The organism is Leisingera sp. S132, from assembly GCF_025144465.1.
Classification (GTDB): domain Bacteria; phylum Pseudomonadota; class Alphaproteobacteria; order Rhodobacterales; family Rhodobacteraceae; genus Leisingera.
Map to the genome: position 1 here is coordinate 3714704 of NZ_CP083553.1, position 15720 is coordinate 3730423.

A 15720-nucleotide genomic window follows, 5' to 3' on the forward strand; every position below is an offset into this window, starting at 1 on the left:
CAGCATGCCCCCGGTAACCAACCGCCAAAAAGAAAACCCCGCAAGCATTTGCCTGCGGGGTTCCGGTTTCCGTCTCTAACAGGGCTTATTCCGCCGGAACAGCCGCCTGCTCCTGCATCACCGGATGCGGCAGCTTGTCGAGCATCTCCTTGGGGCACACCTGCAGGAAGTTCGACTTCTCGATGTCCCAATGCTGCAGGATCTCCGCGGCCTTGCGGCTGCCGGTTTCATCCAGATGGCGGGCAATCAGACCTTTCAGCTCCGCCTCCCAATGCGCCACAGTAACCGGGCAGGTGACCAGAGATTCCATGTTCATCAGGTCCGAGGCCTTGCCTTCAGGGTCATACAGATACGCCATGCCGCCAGTCATGCCAGCACCAAAGTTGGCGCCGATCGAGCCGAGGATCACCGCAACACCACCGGTCATGTATTCACAGCCGTTGGAGCCGCAGCCCTCGATCACCACCTTGGCGCCGGAGTTGCGGACAGCGAAACGCTCGCCCGCGCGGCCCGCCGCAAACAGGTAGCCATCTGTGGCGCCGTACAGCACGGTGTTGCCGATGATGGTGTTCTCGCTCGCCACCAGCGGGCTTACCTGCGGCGGGCGCACCACGATGATGCCGCCCGACAGGCCCTTGCCGACATAGTCGTTGGCATCGCCGGACACTTCCAGTTTCAGCCCCGGCGCGGCAAAGGCGCCCAGCGCCTGGCCGGCAGAACCCTGCAGCTTCACCGTCAGGTGATCCGGCTGGAACGAATTCCGCATGCCGAAATTGCGCACGATATGGCTGGAGGTCCGGGTGCCCACGGTGCGGTGGGTGTTCTGGATCGCATAAGACAGCTGCATCTTCTCGCCGTCCTGCAGGAAGCGGGCGGCATCGCGCACGATCTCCGCATCCAGCGTGTCCGGCACCGCGTTGCGTTCCTTGTCGCGGTTGTAGGTAATATTGGCAGAGCCATCGACGGTGATCAGCAGCGGGTTCAGGTCCAAGTCGTCCAGATGCGCAGAACCGCGCGACACCTGCGCCAGCAGATCGGCGCGTCCAATCACCTCATCCAGCGAACGCGCGCCGATGGAGGCGAGGATTTCCCGCACTTCTTGGGCGTAAAAGGTGATCAGGTTCACCACCTTGTCGGCGTTGCCGGTGAACTTGGCACGCAGGCTCTCATCCTGAGTACAGACGCCGACCGGGCAGGTGTTGGACTGGCACTGGCGCACCATGATGCAGCCCATTGCGATCAGCGCCGCGGTGCCGATGCCGTATTCCTCGGCCCCCAGCATGGCGGCCATCACGATGTCGCGCCCGGTGCGCAGGCCCCCGTCGGTACGCAGCGTTACCCGCTCGCGCAGGTTGTTCATCGCCAGCACCTGATGCGCCTCGGTCAGGCCCATCTCCCACGGCAGGCCCGCATATTTGATCGAGGTCGCAGGCGACGCCCCGGTGCCGCCGTTGTGGCCGGAGATCAGGATGATGTCGGCCTTCGCCTTGGCCACGCCGGCCGCGATGGTGCCAACGCCCGAGGACGCCACCAGCTTCACCGTCACCTTGCAGCGCGGGTTGATCTGCTTGAGGTCATAGATCAGCTGCGCCAGATCCTCGATTGAGTAAATATCGTGGTGCGGCGGCGGCGAGATCAGCGTGACGCCCTTCGTCGAATGGCGCAGACGGGCAATCAGGTCCGTGACCTTCATCCCCGGCAGCTGGCCGCCCTCGCCGGGCTTGGCGCCCTGGGCCACCTTGATCTCCAGTTCCTCGCACTGGTTCAGGTATTCGGCGGTCACGCCAAAGCGGCCCGACGCCACCTGCTTGATCTTCGCAGACGGGTTGTCGCCGTTCGGCTCCGGCACAAAATGTGCCGGGTCTTCGCCGCCCTCGCCGGAGTCGGACTTGGCGCCGATCCGGTTCATCGCCACGTTCAGCGTCTTATGCGCCTCGGGGCTCAGCGCGCCCAGGGACATGCCCGGGGTCACGAAGCGTTTGCGGATCGAGGTGATCGATTCCACTTCCTCAATCGGAACCGCCTTGCCCAGCGGCTTGATCTGCAAGAGGTCGCGCAGATGGATCGGCGGATTGCTCTGCATCTTCGCCGAATACTGCTTCCACAGCTCATATGAGGCTCTGTTACAGGCCATTTGCATCATATGCATGCTGGTGGCTTCCCAGGCGTGGGTCTCACCCGACTTGCGCGCCTTGTAGAAACCGCCGATCGGCAGGATGCCTTCGGACGCCTTCCAGGCCTTGGCGTGGATTTCCTCCGCCTTGGTCTGGATGCCGGTCACACCGATGCCGGAAATGCGCGAGGTCATGCCCGGGAAGTATTCCGCACACATGGCGCGGGACAGGCCCACCGCCTCGAAATTCAACCCGCCACGGTAGGACGACACAACCGAAATCCCCATCTTGGCCATGATCTTCAACAGACCCTGGTCGATGGCTTCGCGGTAGCGCGCGACGTTCTCGGTCAGCGAGCCATCCAGCAGCCCGCGCTCAATCCGGTCGGCCAGCGAATCCTCGGCCAGATAGGCGTTCACCACGGTTGCGCCGCAGCCGATCAGCACCGCAAAGTAATGCGGGTCGATGCATTCAGCAGACCGCACGTTCAGCGAGCAGAAGGTGCGCAGCCCCTTGCGGGTCAGATGCGAATGCACGGCAGAGGTCGCCAGGATCATCGGCATCGCCACCTTGTCCGCACCGGAATGCTGGTCGGTCAGCACGATATGGCCGGCACCTGAACGCACCGCCTCCTCGGCCTCGGCCCGGATCCGCGCCAACGCCGCATTCAGCGAGCCGCGGCCCGGCGCGAAGGTGCAGTCGATTTCCGCCAGCGGCGCGTTGAACTGCTCCACCAGCTTGTCCCATTGGGCGTTGCCCACAAACGGGCTCTCCAGCACGATGATCTCGGTCTGGCTGCTATCCTCGTCCAGCACGTTCTTCAGGTTGCCGAAGCGGGTCTTCAGAGACATCACCCGGAATTCGCGCAAGCTGTCGATCGGCGGATTGGTGACCTGGCTGAAGTTCTGGCGGAAGAAGTGGCTCAGCGGCCGGTACATCTTGGACAGCACCGCAGACGGGGTGTCATCCCCCATCGAGGCCAGCGATTCCTTGCCGTCCTCGGCCATCGGCGCCAGGATCTGCTCCAGTTCCTCAATCGTATAGCCGGCCGCCACCTGACGGCGGCGCAGCTCTTCGCCGCTGCACAGCGGCTGCTCCGTCACCTTGGCCAGGGTCGCGTCCAGATCGGTGATCTTCTTGACCCAATCGCCGAATGGCAGCGCACGCGACAGCTTGTCCTTGATCTCGGTGTCGCGGAACAGCTTGCCCTTTTCCATATCCACGGCCAGCATCTGGCCCGGGCCCAGGGCGCCCTTCTCAACCACCGACGCCTCGTCAATCGGCACCATGCCCGCTTCGGAGCCTGCAATCACCAGCCCGTCGCCGGTCACCACATAGCGCATCGGGCGCAACCCGTTGCGGTCCAGGCCCGCGCAGACCCAGCGGCCGTCGGTCATCGCCAGCGCGGCGGGGCCGTCCCAGGGCTCCATCACAGAGTTGCAGTAGGAGTACATGTCACGCCAGGCCTGCGGCAGCTCCACTGCCTGCTTGGACCAGCTTTCCGGCACCAGCATGGTCTTTGCCATCGGCGCCGAACGGCCCGCGCGCACCAGAACCTCGAACACCCCGTCCAGCGCCGCGGAATCCGACGCACCGCCAGGCACGATCGGCTTGATGTCCTCGGCATAGTCGCCAAAGGTCGCCGACGCCATGCGGATCTCATGGCTCTTCATCCAGTTCAGGTTGCCCTTCAGCGTGTTGATCTCGCCGTTGTGCGCCAGCATGCGGAACGGCTGCGCCAGCCACCACTGCGGGAAGGTGTTGGTGGAATAACGCTGGTGATAGATCGCAAAGGCGCTCTCGAACCGCTCATCCATCAGGTCCGGGTAGAACACCGCCACCTGCTCTGCCAGCATCATCCCCTTGTAGATGATCGAACGGCAGGACAGCGACGCTATATAGAGGCCCGAGATCGCAGCCGCATTGGCCGCTTTCTCGATCCGGCGGCGGATCACATACAGTTCGCGTTCAAAGGTTTCCTCATCCACGCCCTTGGCGTTGGAGATCAGGATCTGCTCAATCTCGGGGCGGGTTGCGTTGGCCTTCTCGCCCAGGCAGGTGACATCAACCGGCACATGTCGCCAGCCATAGATCGAATAGCCCATGCGCAGAACTTCGGTCTCGACGATGGTCCGGCAGCGTTCCTGGGCGCCGAAATCGGTGCGCGGCAGGAACACCTGGCCCACCGCCATCAGCTCATCCTGGCGCGGCTCGTGGCCGGTGCGGCGGATCTGGTCATAGAAGAACGGAACCGGGATCTGCACATGGATGCCCGCACCGTCGCCGGTCTTGCCGTCGGCATCCACCGCTCCGCGGTGCCAGATCGCCTTCAGCGCGTCGATGCCGGCCTCAACCACCTTGCGGCTTTTCTTGCCGTCAACCGAGACCACTAGGCCCACGCCGCAGGAGGAATGCTCTTCCTCTTCGGAATAGAGACCGTTTTCGGCCATCCACTTGCGCTTGGCTTCCTCAGCCTTGACCCATGCAGCATCAAATTTGGTCATGACGTTCTCCGATTAACTGATGGCGCAGCTTGCCGCTGCGGCCGGTTGTGTGTGCAGATCCAGGGCGCGTTCGCCCCAGGCGCGGGGCACCGCGCGGATCCGTTGCATAAGGGTTTTCACGTGGTCCTGATCGTCCTGCCAGACGGCGCCGATCACCGGGTAAAGGATGCCCGCATCGCGCAGCGGGTCGATGACATCGTGACTGCCGCGGTCAGCCAGGTAATGATGGATGCCCGGTCCCTGCGGGAAGGCCTGCCAGTGCAGCGAATCCTCGGCGTTGTTGCGGCCATGCAGCAGGGTGTACTGCACCTCCCCGCCCATCACCTGATCCAGCGCCGGACGGCTGAAGTCCGCGATCCGGCTGCGCGCCCCGATCCAGCGGCGGTCCGCCGGAAAGGTCTCCGGGCGCGGACAGTATTGCGGTGCCAGCGCCAGCGCGCGGCCCGCGCCCAGTTCCGCGGCATAAGACAGCGCACCATAGCCGCCCATCGACACCCCGACCGTCATCAGCCGGCGCAGGCCGTGCTGCTGGACATAGCCGGAGACGGCCCGCAGGATTGCAGCCGTGACCCCCACGCCCTGGAACCATCCCTGGCGGCGGTCGGTGACAAAGATGCAGTGACGCGCGCCGCTGTCCGAGGCGCTGGCCGCAAACTCCAGCAGGCCGCGCTTGGCCGCATTGGCATGATAGCTTGTGAACACGATCATGCCGCCGTCCCCGCGCCCTTCCAGCGCACGGATCTCCAGCGCCGCATCCGCGTGGAGGCGGCGGGATCTCAGGCGGAACATTGCCTGACGGAGGGATTTGCGGATCTTCAGCGGCATGGCAGTCAGCAGCGGGCCGGGTGGGCCTCAGGCCTCTCCTTCAGCGGTTTCAGCAAACATGGCGCGGCACTCTTCACCGGTCATCCGCCGGTGGCTGCCTGCAAACCCATAACCCGCGGGCTTTTCGTCGGCGAAGAATTCCAGCTTCAGCGCTGCGCCGCCGGCATTTTCAAACAGGCCCGCCGAAATCTGTGTATGGCCATGCATCTTGCCCGGCGCTGTCATCCGGTACCACAGCACCGAACCGCATTCGCCGCAGAAGGCGCGCTCTGCCCATTGCGAGGACTGATAGGTCCGCACCGGACCCAGCGCCGCATACCCGGTGTCTGCCTGAAAGCTCATGAACGGGCCGCTGGCCCAGCGCTGGCACATGTCGCAATGGCAAGCTGTCAGGGACGCCTGAACCGGCGTTGCGGTGACGCTGACCGCGCCGCACATGCACTGTCCCTGCAATTCGCTCATATCCATTGTCCTTCTGCTGGCTGGGTCAGCAATACTGACCTTGCTGCGGTTCGCTCGCTGCTCCGCCGGTGCACAGGGGGTGCACAGACGGTGTACGGGGGGTGCCGGCTTATTCCGCCGCCACCACGGCCTTGCTGTTGAAGTTCTCGAGGATGGCTTCGGCGCAATCGCGGCCATCTTTGATCGCCCAAACCACCAGCGAGGCACCGCGCACGATGTCGCCCACCGCATAGACCCCGTCCAGTTCGGTGGCACCGGTCTTGAACGCCGCCTTGACGGTGCCCCAGCGGGTCACCGGCAGCTCCGGCTGGTTCCACAGGGTGGGCAGCTCTTCCGGCTCAAAGCCCAGGGCTTTGATGACCAGATCGGCCTCCTCGACGTAGTCCGCGCCTTCGATCACTTCCGGCGCCTGACGGCCCGAGGCATCCGGCTGGCCCAGGCGCATTTTCTGCACCATCACGCCGGAGACCTTGCCGCCCTCGTCCGTGAAGCCCTTGGGCGCCGACAGCCATTCGAAGATCACGCCTTCTTCCTCGGCGTTCTGGGTCTCGCGCTGGGAGCCCGGCATATTGGCCCGGTCACGGCGGTAGAGGCATTTGACGGATGTTGCGCCCTGACGGATCGAAGTGCGCACGCAGTCCATCGCAGTATCACCGCCGCCGATCACCACAACCTTCTTGCCTTCGGCATTCAGGCTGCCGTTGTCGAACTCAGCAACTTCGTCGCCAAAGCTCTTCTTGTTGGAGGCACACAGGAAGTCGATTGCCTTGACGATGCCTTCAGCACCGCTGCCCGGCATTGCCAGATCGCGCGATTTATAAACGCCGGTGGCAATGATCACCGCGTCGTGCTTGCCGCGGATCTCTTCAAAGGAGATGTCCTCGCCCACGTTGCAGTTCAGCACAAAGGTCACGCCGCCGTCAGCCAGCAGCTTGTTGCGGCGCTCGACCACGTCCTTTTCCAGCTTGAAGCTGGGAATGCCGTACATCAGCAGCCCGCCGGCGCGGTCATAGCGGTCATAGACGGTGACCTGAACACCTGCCTGGCGCAGCATGTCCGCCGCCGCCAGACCGCCAGGGCCTGCGCCGATGATGCCGACGCTCTCGCTGCGCTCGGCCAGCGGCGCCGCGGGCTTGACCCAGCCGTTTTCCCAGGCGGTGTCGGTGATGTATTTCTCAACCGAGCCGATGGTCACGGTGCCATGGCCGGACTGTTCGATCACGCAATTGCCTTCACACAGGCGGTCCTGCGGGCAGATGCGGCCGCAGATCTCCGGGAAGGTATTGGTGGCCTGGCTGGTGGCATAGGCCTCTTCCAGGCGGCCGGTTGCGGTCAGGCGCAGCCAGTCGGGAATGTTGTTGTGCAGCGGGCAGTGGCTCTGGCAATAGGGCACACCGCACTGGCTGCAGCGGCTGGCCTGTTCTTCGGCCTTGGCAGCAGCGTACTCCGCGTAAATCTCATTGAAGTCTTCCTTGCGTACACTTGCGTCACGCTTTTGAGGCATGTCGCGTTCGATCTGCACAAATTTCAGCATCGGTTGCTTGGCCACGGGCTGGACTCCATCGTTTGTCTGGCTGCGCTGGCACCCTTGGAGGTACGGTTACGCTATTATGTCAACTTTGCTGACCTATTTTGCCAGCGCTTTCCTTCTGATATCGTGTTTGGTGGAAATGTACAGATATTTTAGGTCCATTTCGGACCTTAATAATGACTTTCCAATCCAGAGCCGGGATTTATACAGGGTCGCGACAGTTTACGGCCCGTCTGCGGCCAGCGAAGGACAATTTCAGCATGCCGCTTTTTCAGCTGATCCTGGTTGCACTGATCCAAGGCATCACCGAATTCCTGCCCGTTTCCTCGTCCGGCCACCTGATTCTGCTGCCGGGTCTCACGGGTCTGGATGATCAGGGCCAGGTGATCGACGTCGCCGTGCACGTTGGCACCCTGGCGGCGGTGATGATCTATTTCTGGAGCGATGTGCGAACGGGGCTGGCCGGACTGCCCCGTGCTTTGACAGGCCGAACAGACACGCCAGGCGCACGGTTGGCCATGGGGCTGATCGTAGCCACCATCCCCACCGTCCTGTTCGGCGCCCTGCTGCATTTCACCGGCCTCAGCGATGCGCTGCGGTCCATCACAGTGATCGGCTGGACAATGCTTGGCTTCGGGCTTGTGCTGTACTGGGCCGATCAGAAAGGCCCTTCTGTCAAACAAGCCGGCGATTGGGGGCTGCGGGACGCTCTGATCATGGGACTTTGGCAGATGCTGGCGCTGATCCCCGGAACTTCTCGCTCCGGCATCACCATCACCGGTGCGCGGCAGCTGGGATATACTAGGGAGGACGGTGCCCGCATTGCCATGCTGATGTCGATCCCGACCATCATCGCCTCGGGCGTTTTGCTGGGAACCGAGGTGGCGCTTGAGGCCAATACCGCACTGCTGCGCGATGCGGGCATTGCTGCCCTGCTGGCAATGCTGGCCGCGCTGGCCGCGCTCAGCCTGATGATGCGGCTGCTGCGCTCCGTCAGCTTTACGCCTTATGTCATCTACCGGGTGATCCTGGGTGTTGTACTTCTGATCATCGCCTACAGCAGCTAAGACACAAAGAAAAAGCGCGGGACAAATCCCGCGCTCTCAAACCTTGGAATTCCCTGCAGATCAGGCGCCGTTGCGCAGGTTGCGGGCAGAGCCTGTCATCTCGTCATACTGGCCGGAGGGGCGGAATTTCCACAGGTAGTCCGGCAGCACCGACCCGGCGGACACAGGTTCAATACCCAGATCCGCAAACCCCTTGGCGCCGTCAGAGACAACATTATCCGACTTCAGGCTTTTCAGCTGGTCGCGGGTCAGCATCTTGTTCTCGATCAGCTGGATGCTGACGAACTGCAGCACGTCAAAGCCAAACGCCACCAGCTTGGCCGCAAAGCCAGGCAGCGAGATGATGACACGGCGGCGGTGTATCACCTCCAGCATCTGCTCCATCAGCGCGCGGAAGGTTTTGACCTCTGGGCCGCCCAGCTCATAGACACCGCCTCCGGCCTCGCCCAGCGCGCCCTTGACCGCAGCCTTGGCCACATCGTCCACGAACACCGGCTGGAACCTGGTGCCGCCAGCCGCAATCGGCAGGAAGGGCGACAGGCGGGTCATGCCGGCAAAGCGGTTGAAGAAGCCGTCCTCGGCCCCGAAAATCACAGAGGGGCGCAGGATCACCGCACTCGGGAAATGCTGAAGAACAGCGGCCTCGCCAGCGGCCTTGGTCCGGGAATACGCGCTGGCAGCATCCGCATCGGCGCCAATCGCAGAGATATGCACCAGATTGGCAACGCCCTGCTGTGCGGCAATGCGGGCAATTCGGCCTGCGCCGTCGGCATGGATTGCGCCAAATGTGTTCTTGCCCAACTCGTTCAGAACGCCGACACAGTTCACAACTGCATCCGCCCCCTGCATGACAGCAGCAACCGACATGTCGTCGCGGACGTTGCAGAACACCGGCTCCACCTGGCCCGGCACTCCATAGGGCTTCACATGCATGGCTTCATTGGGACGGCGCACGGCGACCCGCACCCGCCAGCCTTCCTTGGCCATGCGCCGCGCGATGTAGCGGCCCACGAAACCGGATCCGCCATAGATCGTGACCAGTTTGGACATCATTTGGCTCCTGAACTTAGCTGCTCCTATGCTGTAGCGCCGCAGGAGACGCCAAACAAGGCGCAAATCGCCGGAAAGCAGCCACTGTGGCCGCCGAATTCACAAGCGTAGGCAGCCATTTCCGGCAATTTTGGCGATTAGCTTAACGTGACGTTCAGCCTCGCCCGATAAGAAAGAAAATATGCAGTAGAATCGCATGTTTCTGCAGTCGTTACCGGTGCCGGCAGTTTTGCAGGAGGCCTATCAGCATGACGGACGAAGACGACAAGGACCTGATCCGCAAAAGCATCGAAAACGAGAAGATGGATCTCGATGCATTTGTTCCGGCTTTCTACGCCAAGTTCTTTGCTGCTTGCCCGGACCTGCGGGATCTTTTTCCAGAGGATCTGGCCCTGCAGGAAGAAAAGCTTCTGGCATCCCTGACCCATATTGCAGAAGCACTGGAAAATTCCGAACGGCTGAATGCAATCCTGAAGCAGCAGGGCGAAAAGCATCGCAAACTGGAAGTGTCAGATGACCATTTCCACGGCTTTATCGACAGCTTCACCGGCGCCCTGTCGGAAACGCTTGGGCCGGACTGGAACCCAAGGACACAAAAGGCGTGGGCGGGTTTTCTGACCGAAGTGGCCGCAAAGATGAACTTTATGACTCGGTTTTAGGACGGAGCGGCTCCATTTCAGCCTGTGCTGCCGCCGAGCCGGATTTCCGTTTGACGCTGCCTGCGACTCCGCTTATACGCCGGTCCCACGACACCTGCCCAGGTGGCGGAATTGGTAGACGCGCTAGCTTCAGGTGCTAGTGTCCGTATGGACGTGGAGGTTCGAGTCCTCTCCTGGGCACCATTTCTCCTGAGCAATATCTATAAGAAACAAAGGCAAAGTCCCGTGATCTGACGGTTCTTTTTGTCAACTGCATTTCAGACCGTGCAGGTAATTCCGCATGATGCCCACTTGCGCAGATGCTGCTCTGCGTTTAAAGGGACGGCACTTACTTGCCGCCATGGGCCGGTACAGGTGACGCCGAAACCCGATTGATTGATCACCTTTGCGCAAGCTTCGGTTCCGACCGAAATCGGCGTTTGGTGCCAATAGGCTGGTTTTGGGGCACAGTTTCTGGCAGGGTCCACGCAAGGCCGCGGAAAAGAAGTGTGCCGGTGTAGCTCAGCTGGTAGAGCACGTCATTCGTAAGTAGCGGGTCCATCCGCGATTGACGTTCAAGACCAGTCAGTTAGAGAAGGCGCGCAGTAACTAGTAGGGCCATAGTAGGGCCGCGGAAAGAGAAGGATGCCGCTGTAGCTCAGCTGGTAGAGCACGTCATTCGTAATGATGGGGTCGTAGGTTCGAGTCCTATCAGCGGCACCACCCTTCTCAGACGCCACCTCGATTTTAGCACTGGATCAATGCCTTCCGGAAGCCCGCAAGGTGACGTTTACGCTTTCGATTTTCAGATATCCGGGCTAGGCTGCGCTCAGGATTGGGGCTCTGTTGCGCAAATCGGGTGAGGGATTCATCTCATGAATCCAGCGTGATAGCTGGAGGGCATGAGCAGACCAACACCCCCGACCTACAAGATCAAGAACTGGCGGGCCTATAACGAAGCGCTGAAGCGTCGTGGCTCTCTGACGATCTGGTTCGATCCCGAGATGACGTGGGAGGCCCGGCCGACCGGCAAGAGAGGCCGACAGCCCATCTATAGCGACGCCGCGATCAAGACCTGCCTGACGATGAAGGTGCTGTTCCGTATGGCGCTCAGGCAGACGACCGGCTTCGTGGAAAGTCTCCTGCGATTGAGTGGATTGGACTGGTCGGTACCGGATTTTAGCACGCTTTCACGCCGCCAGAAGTCTCTCGCCGTGAACATCCCGTATCGTGGTTCTGAGGGGCCGCTACACCTGCTGATCGACAGCACTGGGATAAAGGTAGAGGGCGAAGGCGAGTGGAATGCGCGCAAGCACGGTGGCTCGAAACGCCGCGTGTGGCGCAAGGTTCACCTCGGTATCGACGAAAAGACACTGGAAATCCGGGCAGTCGAGTTCACCAGTAGCAACATTGGTGATGCGCCCATGCTGCCGGAACTGCTTAATCAGATCCCGCCCGAGCAGGAGATCGGCAGTGTCACGGCAGATGGCGCCTACGATACGCGCAAGTGCCACGATGCCATCGCCAACCGAGGTGCCAATGCCGTCGCCCCGCCCCGCAAGAACGCCAAGCCCTGGAAACCCGACACCGCAGGCGCGATTGCGCGCAACGAAGCGCTGCGGGCGTCGAAATACCTTGGCCGAGCGCTTTGGCGGAAATGGAGTGGATACCACCGCCGAAGTCGTGCCGAAACCAAGATGCACTGCATGAAACTGCTGGGACAAAGACTGATGGCACGGGATCCTGGACGTCAGGTTGCCGAGCTTCAGCTCCGTGTTGCGGTCATGAACGGATTCACCGCGCTTGGCATACCCGTCACAGAGGCAGTGGGATAAGTCCGTCTGGGGAAAGGGGAACCTTGGCCCTCAACCGATTTGCGCAACAGAGTCCAGCAATCCTGAAAATTTTGTTTTGGAATCAACAGGGTCGAAAGAAAGCCGCCCAAGGCGCAGTTGCCCAAGCGAAACCGGCCGCGCCAGCTGCAACGGTAGTGGCGTCAGAGAGACGCCGGGTTGGGTCCGGGACTGCAGCCGAAGAGCCACCCCGGCACACTTCGGCGGCTTGCCAAGGCAGGGAAACACTATGCCTCCCCGCCAGAAAATGAGGCTTCCAGCAAGTGCGGGAACCGGCAGACGTTCGCGGCAGCCCGGCAGCGGACATCCCCTGATGGGCAATAAGCAGGATCCCATCAATTAAGTGTAGAGAAAATTTTCAGTGGGTGAATTTCACCATAGAAAAAACTGATTTATCAATTATTTAAGTGGAAAACTTGGTGATGGCGACCCCGGCAGGATTCGAACCTGCAACCTGCCCCTTAGGAGGGGGCTGCTCTATCCAGTTGAGCCACGGGGCCGTAGGCTCTTGCGATACCAAATCCGTCCAGCAATCACAATGGGATGAGCCTCAGCGAAAGCCGTTTTGCCGCGCGCAGTTTCCATTGTGCAGCAAGTGATGTCTGCGCTAACGTTGCAGACAGACATAACAAGAGGCCCAGGAACGTGACCACGGACAGCAAGCGCCCGCTTACCCTTCGCGATGTATCAGAAGCAACCGGTGTTTCTGAAATGACTGTAAGCCGGGTTCTGCGCAACCGGGGCGATGTCTCGGAAAAAACCCGTTCCAAAGTGCTGAGTGCCGCCAAGGAACTGGGCTATGTGCCGAACAAAATTGCCGGTGCGCTTGCGTCAAACCGGGTGAACCTGGTCGCTGTGATCATCCCGTCACTCTCAAACATGGTATTTCCTGAGGTTCTGACGGGTATCAACAAGGTGCTGGAGAATACTGAGCTTCAGCCAGTTGTCGGCGTAACAGACTACCAGCCTGAAAAAGAAGAGAAGGTCCTATACGAGATGCTCTCGTGGCGGCCCTCTGGTGTGATCATCGCGGGCCTGGAACACACGGATGCCGCCCGCGCCATGCTGAGCAACGCCGGCATCCCGGTGGTGGAGATCATGGATACCGACGGCAAGCCGGTGGACGCGATGGTCGGCATTTCGCACCGGCGCGCAGGCCGCGAGATGGCCAAGGCGATTCTCAAGGCAGGCTACCGCCATATCGGATTCATGGGCACCAAGATGCCGCTGGACCACCGGGCGCGCAAACGGTTCGAAGGGTTTACCGAGGTGCTGGCCAAGGAAGGCGTGGAGATCGAAGACCGGGAATTCTATTCCGGCGGTTCAGCGCTTGCCAAGGGGCGGGAGATGACCCAAGCGATGCTGGAACGTTCTCCGGAACTGGATTTTCTTTATTACTCCAACGACATGATAGGCGCCGGCGGCTTGCTGTACCTGCAGGAGCAAGGCGTCAGTATCCCCGGCCAGATCGGCCTTGCTGGTTTTAACGGCGTGGAACTTTTGCAGGGGTTGCCCAGGCAGCTCGCCACCATGGATGCGTGCCGGCTGGAAATTGGGCGCAAGGCGGCGGAAATCATTGCAGCGCGGCTGGAAGATCCTGACGCGGACATTGAGAAAAATGTCACTCTGACTCCGACCATTTCCTATGGCGACACGCTGAAACGGCGCTGATGGCGCTTCAACGGCTTGGAAATCAAGCAGCAAGGCGGCTGTTTCTTGACCGCCACGCGCTGCTGGAACAGCCCACTGGCACGGCCAAGGGCGCTGGTCTGCTGGCGCTGATCCAGCGGCTTGGCTTTGTGCAGCTTGATAGTATAAACACCGTGGCACGCGCCCATGACATGATCCTTTTCTCACGCCGGCCAGGCTACCGGGCAAAGAACCTCAAACGGCTTTACGAGCACGACCGGGAGCTGTTTGAGCACTGGACCCATGACGCTGCCGTGATCCCGATGGCCTTTTACCGCCACTGGCACCTCAGGTTTCAGCGCGACACCGAACTGCTGCGCAAGCGATGGCGCAACTGGCGCCGGGACGGGTTTGAGGCACAGTTTGAAACCGTGCTGAACCATATCCGGGACCATGGGCCTGTCAGCTCCTCTGATGTTGGCAAGAACGAGAAGAAAGGATCAGGCGGCTGGTGGGATTGGCATCCGTCCAAGACCGCGCTGGAATACCTTTGGCGGTCCGGCGCTCTGACTGTGGTCGGGCGCGACGGTTTTCAAAAGCGCTATGACCTGACTGAGCGCATCATCGAAGAACACCTGCGCCCCGGCACCTCCTGCGACGAGACCGGGACTATCAACTGGCTTTGTTCCGCCGCATTGGACCGGCTGGGTTTCGCCACATCGGGCGAACTCGCCGCTTTCTGGGACACGGCCTCTCCGGCGGAAACCAAGGCCTGGTGCGCCGGGCAATTGCGCCAGGGAGAGCTGGAAGAGATTGAAGTTGAGCTAGCGGACGGCCAGCTGCGGAAGGTATTCGCCCGGCCGGGTGCGGTGGAGTCCGCCGCGGAACTTGGCCCGGCTCCGGGCCGGATGCGGGTGCTCAGCCCCTTTGATCCTGCCCTGCGCGACCGCAAGCGGGCTGAACGGCTGTTTGGCTTCCACTACCGGATCGAAGTCTTCACTCCCGCCGCCAAGCGGCGGTACGGATACTACGTCTTTCCGCTTATGGAAGGCGCGCGCCTGGCGGGCCGAATTGACATGAAGGCGGACCGCGACGCGGACCTCCTGTGCGTCACTGCAGTCTGGCCGGAACGGGATATCAAATGGTCAGCGGCCCGCACCAAACGGCTGGAGGCCGAACTGGACCGGGTCGCCCGTTTTGCGGGCGTTGGCCTGGTGCGTTTTACAGACGGCTGGCTGCGCTGATTGGATTCACTCCGGCCGCAGCTGCGCTTCGATCACCTGACGATAATCCTGTGGCGCAGGCCTTGCAGTGAAGCTTTCGGGTGCAATGAAAACACAGACGAACTTCCCTTCGAAACACAGCTTGCCGTCCTGGCGCGCTTTCACCCTGAAGGTGACCGACTTGCTACCCAGCGCCGCGGGCCAAACCTCGCACAGCAACCGGTGCCGCGGCGTGACCGGCGAGCGGAAGTCAATACTCATGTGCACAAAGGGAGTGCCGGTGCCGCGGTCCAGCTCCATCTGATACCATCCATCGCCGCCCAGTTGACGCTCCCACCAGGCGTCGATTGCCTCCAGCGCAAAGGCCGGCAGCCGCCCGGTATAGGCGATCCGCGCCGGATCGCAATCGCCCCAGCCCACACGAATTTCATGAATGAATGTGTTCTGCTCCGCCATTTTTCAGCGCCCTGCCTCTGCTTGCCCGTGCATCGTAGCGCTGCGAGTCTGAGGTATCAAACTGCAAAGGCAGAAGGGACCACTGCGTCACGAACTGCCGCGTTTTCGGGACAGAACAATGTCTGGCAGCACCAGCGCATCAATCAGCGCCTCGCACAGTCCAACGCAGTTGCTGCAGCCCACACAGGGCCCTTGCAGCCCGGAAACCTCGGTGGCCAATGCCCTGACCTTGGATGTTGCTGCTTTGCTTCGGCTGATTTGCATGGCGGGTCTCCCCTTGTACGCGGTGTCGGACAGAACCAGCGGACCCCCTGAAGGTGGTTCAGGTCAATCCGGACCGGTGTCACAAAATATTTCCATATCCTGCA

12 protein-coding genes and 3 tRNA genes are annotated in these 15720 nt (G+C 61.4%); 7 read left to right on the top strand and 8 right to left on the bottom strand.

The window, feature by feature from the left end; translation table 11 throughout:
- Positions 1 to 85: 85 nt before the first annotated feature.
- The 4 genes from gltB to K3725_RS18340 all read right to left on the bottom strand — a co-directional run bounded on the left by gltB (position 86) and on the right by K3725_RS18340 (position 7454).
- The gene (gene gltB, locus K3725_RS18325) at positions 86 to 4618 is read right to left on the bottom strand and encodes a glutamate synthase large subunit (RefSeq protein ID WP_260016675.1); all 4533 of its coding nucleotides are present in this window, start codon (positions 4616 to 4618) and stop codon (positions 86 to 88) included.
- A 12-nt stretch (positions 4619 to 4630) separates the two neighbouring features.
- Positions 4631 to 5407, bottom strand: coding sequence for a hypothetical protein (locus K3725_RS18330; protein WP_260016676.1), 777 nt, complete (start codon positions 5405 to 5407; stop codon positions 4631 to 4633).
- 63 nt (positions 5408 to 5470) lie between these two features.
- Positions 5471 to 5905, bottom strand: a complete 435-nt coding sequence (locus tag K3725_RS18335) for a GFA family protein (RefSeq protein WP_260016677.1) — start codon at positions 5903 to 5905, stop codon at positions 5471 to 5473.
- Positions 5906 to 6014: 109 nt separating this feature from the next.
- Positions 6015 to 7454 (bottom strand): NAD(P)-dependent oxidoreductase, encoded by a 1440-nt coding sequence (locus tag K3725_RS18340; protein ID WP_260016678.1) that lies wholly within the window; start codon positions 7452 to 7454, stop codon positions 6015 to 6017.
- 242 nt (positions 7455 to 7696) lie between these two features.
- On the opposite strand from K3725_RS18340, the gene K3725_RS18345 reads away from it, so the two are divergent.
- The gene (locus tag K3725_RS18345; protein ID WP_260016679.1) at positions 7697 to 8503 is read left to right on the top strand and encodes an undecaprenyl-diphosphate phosphatase; all 807 of its coding nucleotides are present in this window, start codon (positions 7697 to 7699) and stop codon (positions 8501 to 8503) included.
- A gap of 60 nt (positions 8504 to 8563) precedes the next feature.
- On the opposite strand, the gene K3725_RS18350 is transcribed toward K3725_RS18345, so the two are convergent.
- Positions 8564 to 9553, bottom strand: coding sequence for a complex I NDUFA9 subunit family protein (locus K3725_RS18350; protein WP_260016680.1), 990 nt, complete (start codon positions 9551 to 9553; stop codon positions 8564 to 8566).
- Between the two features lie 248 nt (positions 9554 to 9801).
- Here K3725_RS18350 and K3725_RS18355 point away from each other — a divergent pair, with 248 nt between their 5' ends.
- The 4 genes from K3725_RS18355 (at position 9802) to K3725_RS18370 (ending at position 12026) form a co-directional block, all read left to right on the top strand.
- On the top strand, positions 9802 to 10212 hold the full coding sequence (locus K3725_RS18355) for a globin domain-containing protein (protein ID WP_260016681.1): 411 nt from the start codon (positions 9802 to 9804) through the stop codon (positions 10210 to 10212).
- Positions 10213 to 10308: 96 nt separating this feature from the next.
- Positions 10309 to 10395 (top strand) — tRNA-Leu (locus K3725_RS18360).
- A 443-nt stretch (positions 10396 to 10838) separates the two neighbouring features.
- Positions 10839 to 10914, top strand: a tRNA-Thr gene (locus tag K3725_RS18365).
- A 179-nt stretch (positions 10915 to 11093) separates the two neighbouring features.
- Positions 11094 to 12026, top strand: coding sequence for an IS5 family transposase (locus tag K3725_RS18370; RefSeq protein ID WP_260016682.1), 933 nt, complete (start codon positions 11094 to 11096; stop codon positions 12024 to 12026).
- 441 nt (positions 12027 to 12467) lie between these two features.
- Here the strand turns inward: K3725_RS18370 and K3725_RS18375 are convergent.
- Positions 12468 to 12544 (bottom strand) — tRNA-Arg (locus K3725_RS18375).
- Between the two features lie 145 nt (positions 12545 to 12689).
- Here K3725_RS18375 and K3725_RS18380 point away from each other — a divergent pair.
- Positions 12690 to 13715: a LacI family DNA-binding transcriptional regulator gene (locus tag K3725_RS18380; protein ID WP_311202208.1), complete on the top strand. Its 1026-nt coding sequence runs from the start codon at positions 12690 to 12692 to the stop codon at positions 13713 to 13715.
- Entirely contained in the window at positions 13715 to 14917 is a 1203-nt protein-coding gene (locus K3725_RS18385; RefSeq protein WP_260016684.1) for a winged helix-turn-helix domain-containing protein, read from the top strand. Before K3725_RS18380 ends, K3725_RS18385 begins: the two co-directional genes overlap by 1 nt.
- Before the next feature lie 6 nt (positions 14918 to 14923).
- Here the strand turns inward: K3725_RS18385 and K3725_RS18390 are convergent, their stop codons facing one another.
- Both K3725_RS18390 and K3725_RS18395 read right to left on the bottom strand, forming a co-directional pair.
- On the bottom strand, positions 14924 to 15352 hold the full coding sequence (locus K3725_RS18390; protein WP_260016685.1) for a thioesterase family protein: 429 nt from the start codon (positions 15350 to 15352) through the stop codon (positions 14924 to 14926).
- 87 nt (positions 15353 to 15439) lie between these two features.
- Positions 15440 to 15616, bottom strand: a complete 177-nt coding sequence (locus K3725_RS18395; protein ID WP_260016686.1) for a hypothetical protein — start codon at positions 15614 to 15616, stop codon at positions 15440 to 15442.
- Between the last annotated feature and the right edge of the window lie 104 nt (positions 15617 to 15720).

Excerpts from the sequence above, each read along its gene's own strand:
- gltB (WP_260016675.1), bottom strand. The coding sequence starts at position 4,618 with ATGACCAAATTTGATGCTGCATGGGTCAAGGCTGAGGAAGCCAAGCGC.
- K3725_RS18330 (WP_260016676.1), bottom strand. The coding sequence starts at position 5,407 with ATGTTCCGCCTGAGATCCCGCCGCCTCCACGCGGATGCGGCGCTGGAG.
- K3725_RS18335 (WP_260016677.1), bottom strand. The coding sequence starts at position 5,905 with ATGAGCGAATTGCAGGGACAGTGCATGTGCGGCGCGGTCAGCGTCACC.
- K3725_RS18345 (WP_260016679.1), top strand. The coding sequence starts at position 7,697 with ATGCCGCTTTTTCAGCTGATCCTGGTTGCACTGATCCAAGGCATCACC.
- K3725_RS18350 (WP_260016680.1), bottom strand. The coding sequence starts at position 9,553 with ATGTCCAAACTGGTCACGATCTATGGCGGATCCGGTTTCGTGGGCCGC.
- K3725_RS18355 (WP_260016681.1), top strand. The coding sequence starts at position 9,802 with ATGACGGACGAAGACGACAAGGACCTGATCCGCAAAAGCATCGAAAAC.
- K3725_RS18370 (WP_260016682.1), top strand. The coding sequence starts at position 11,094 with ATGAGCAGACCAACACCCCCGACCTACAAGATCAAGAACTGGCGGGCC.
- K3725_RS18385 (WP_260016684.1), top strand. The coding sequence starts at position 13,715 with ATGGCGCTTCAACGGCTTGGAAATCAAGCAGCAAGGCGGCTGTTTCTT.
- K3725_RS18390 (WP_260016685.1), bottom strand. The coding sequence starts at position 15,352 with ATGGCGGAGCAGAACACATTCATTCATGAAATTCGTGTGGGCTGGGGC.
- K3725_RS18395 (WP_260016686.1), bottom strand. The coding sequence starts at position 15,616 with ATGCAAATCAGCCGAAGCAAAGCAGCAACATCCAAGGTCAGGGCATTG.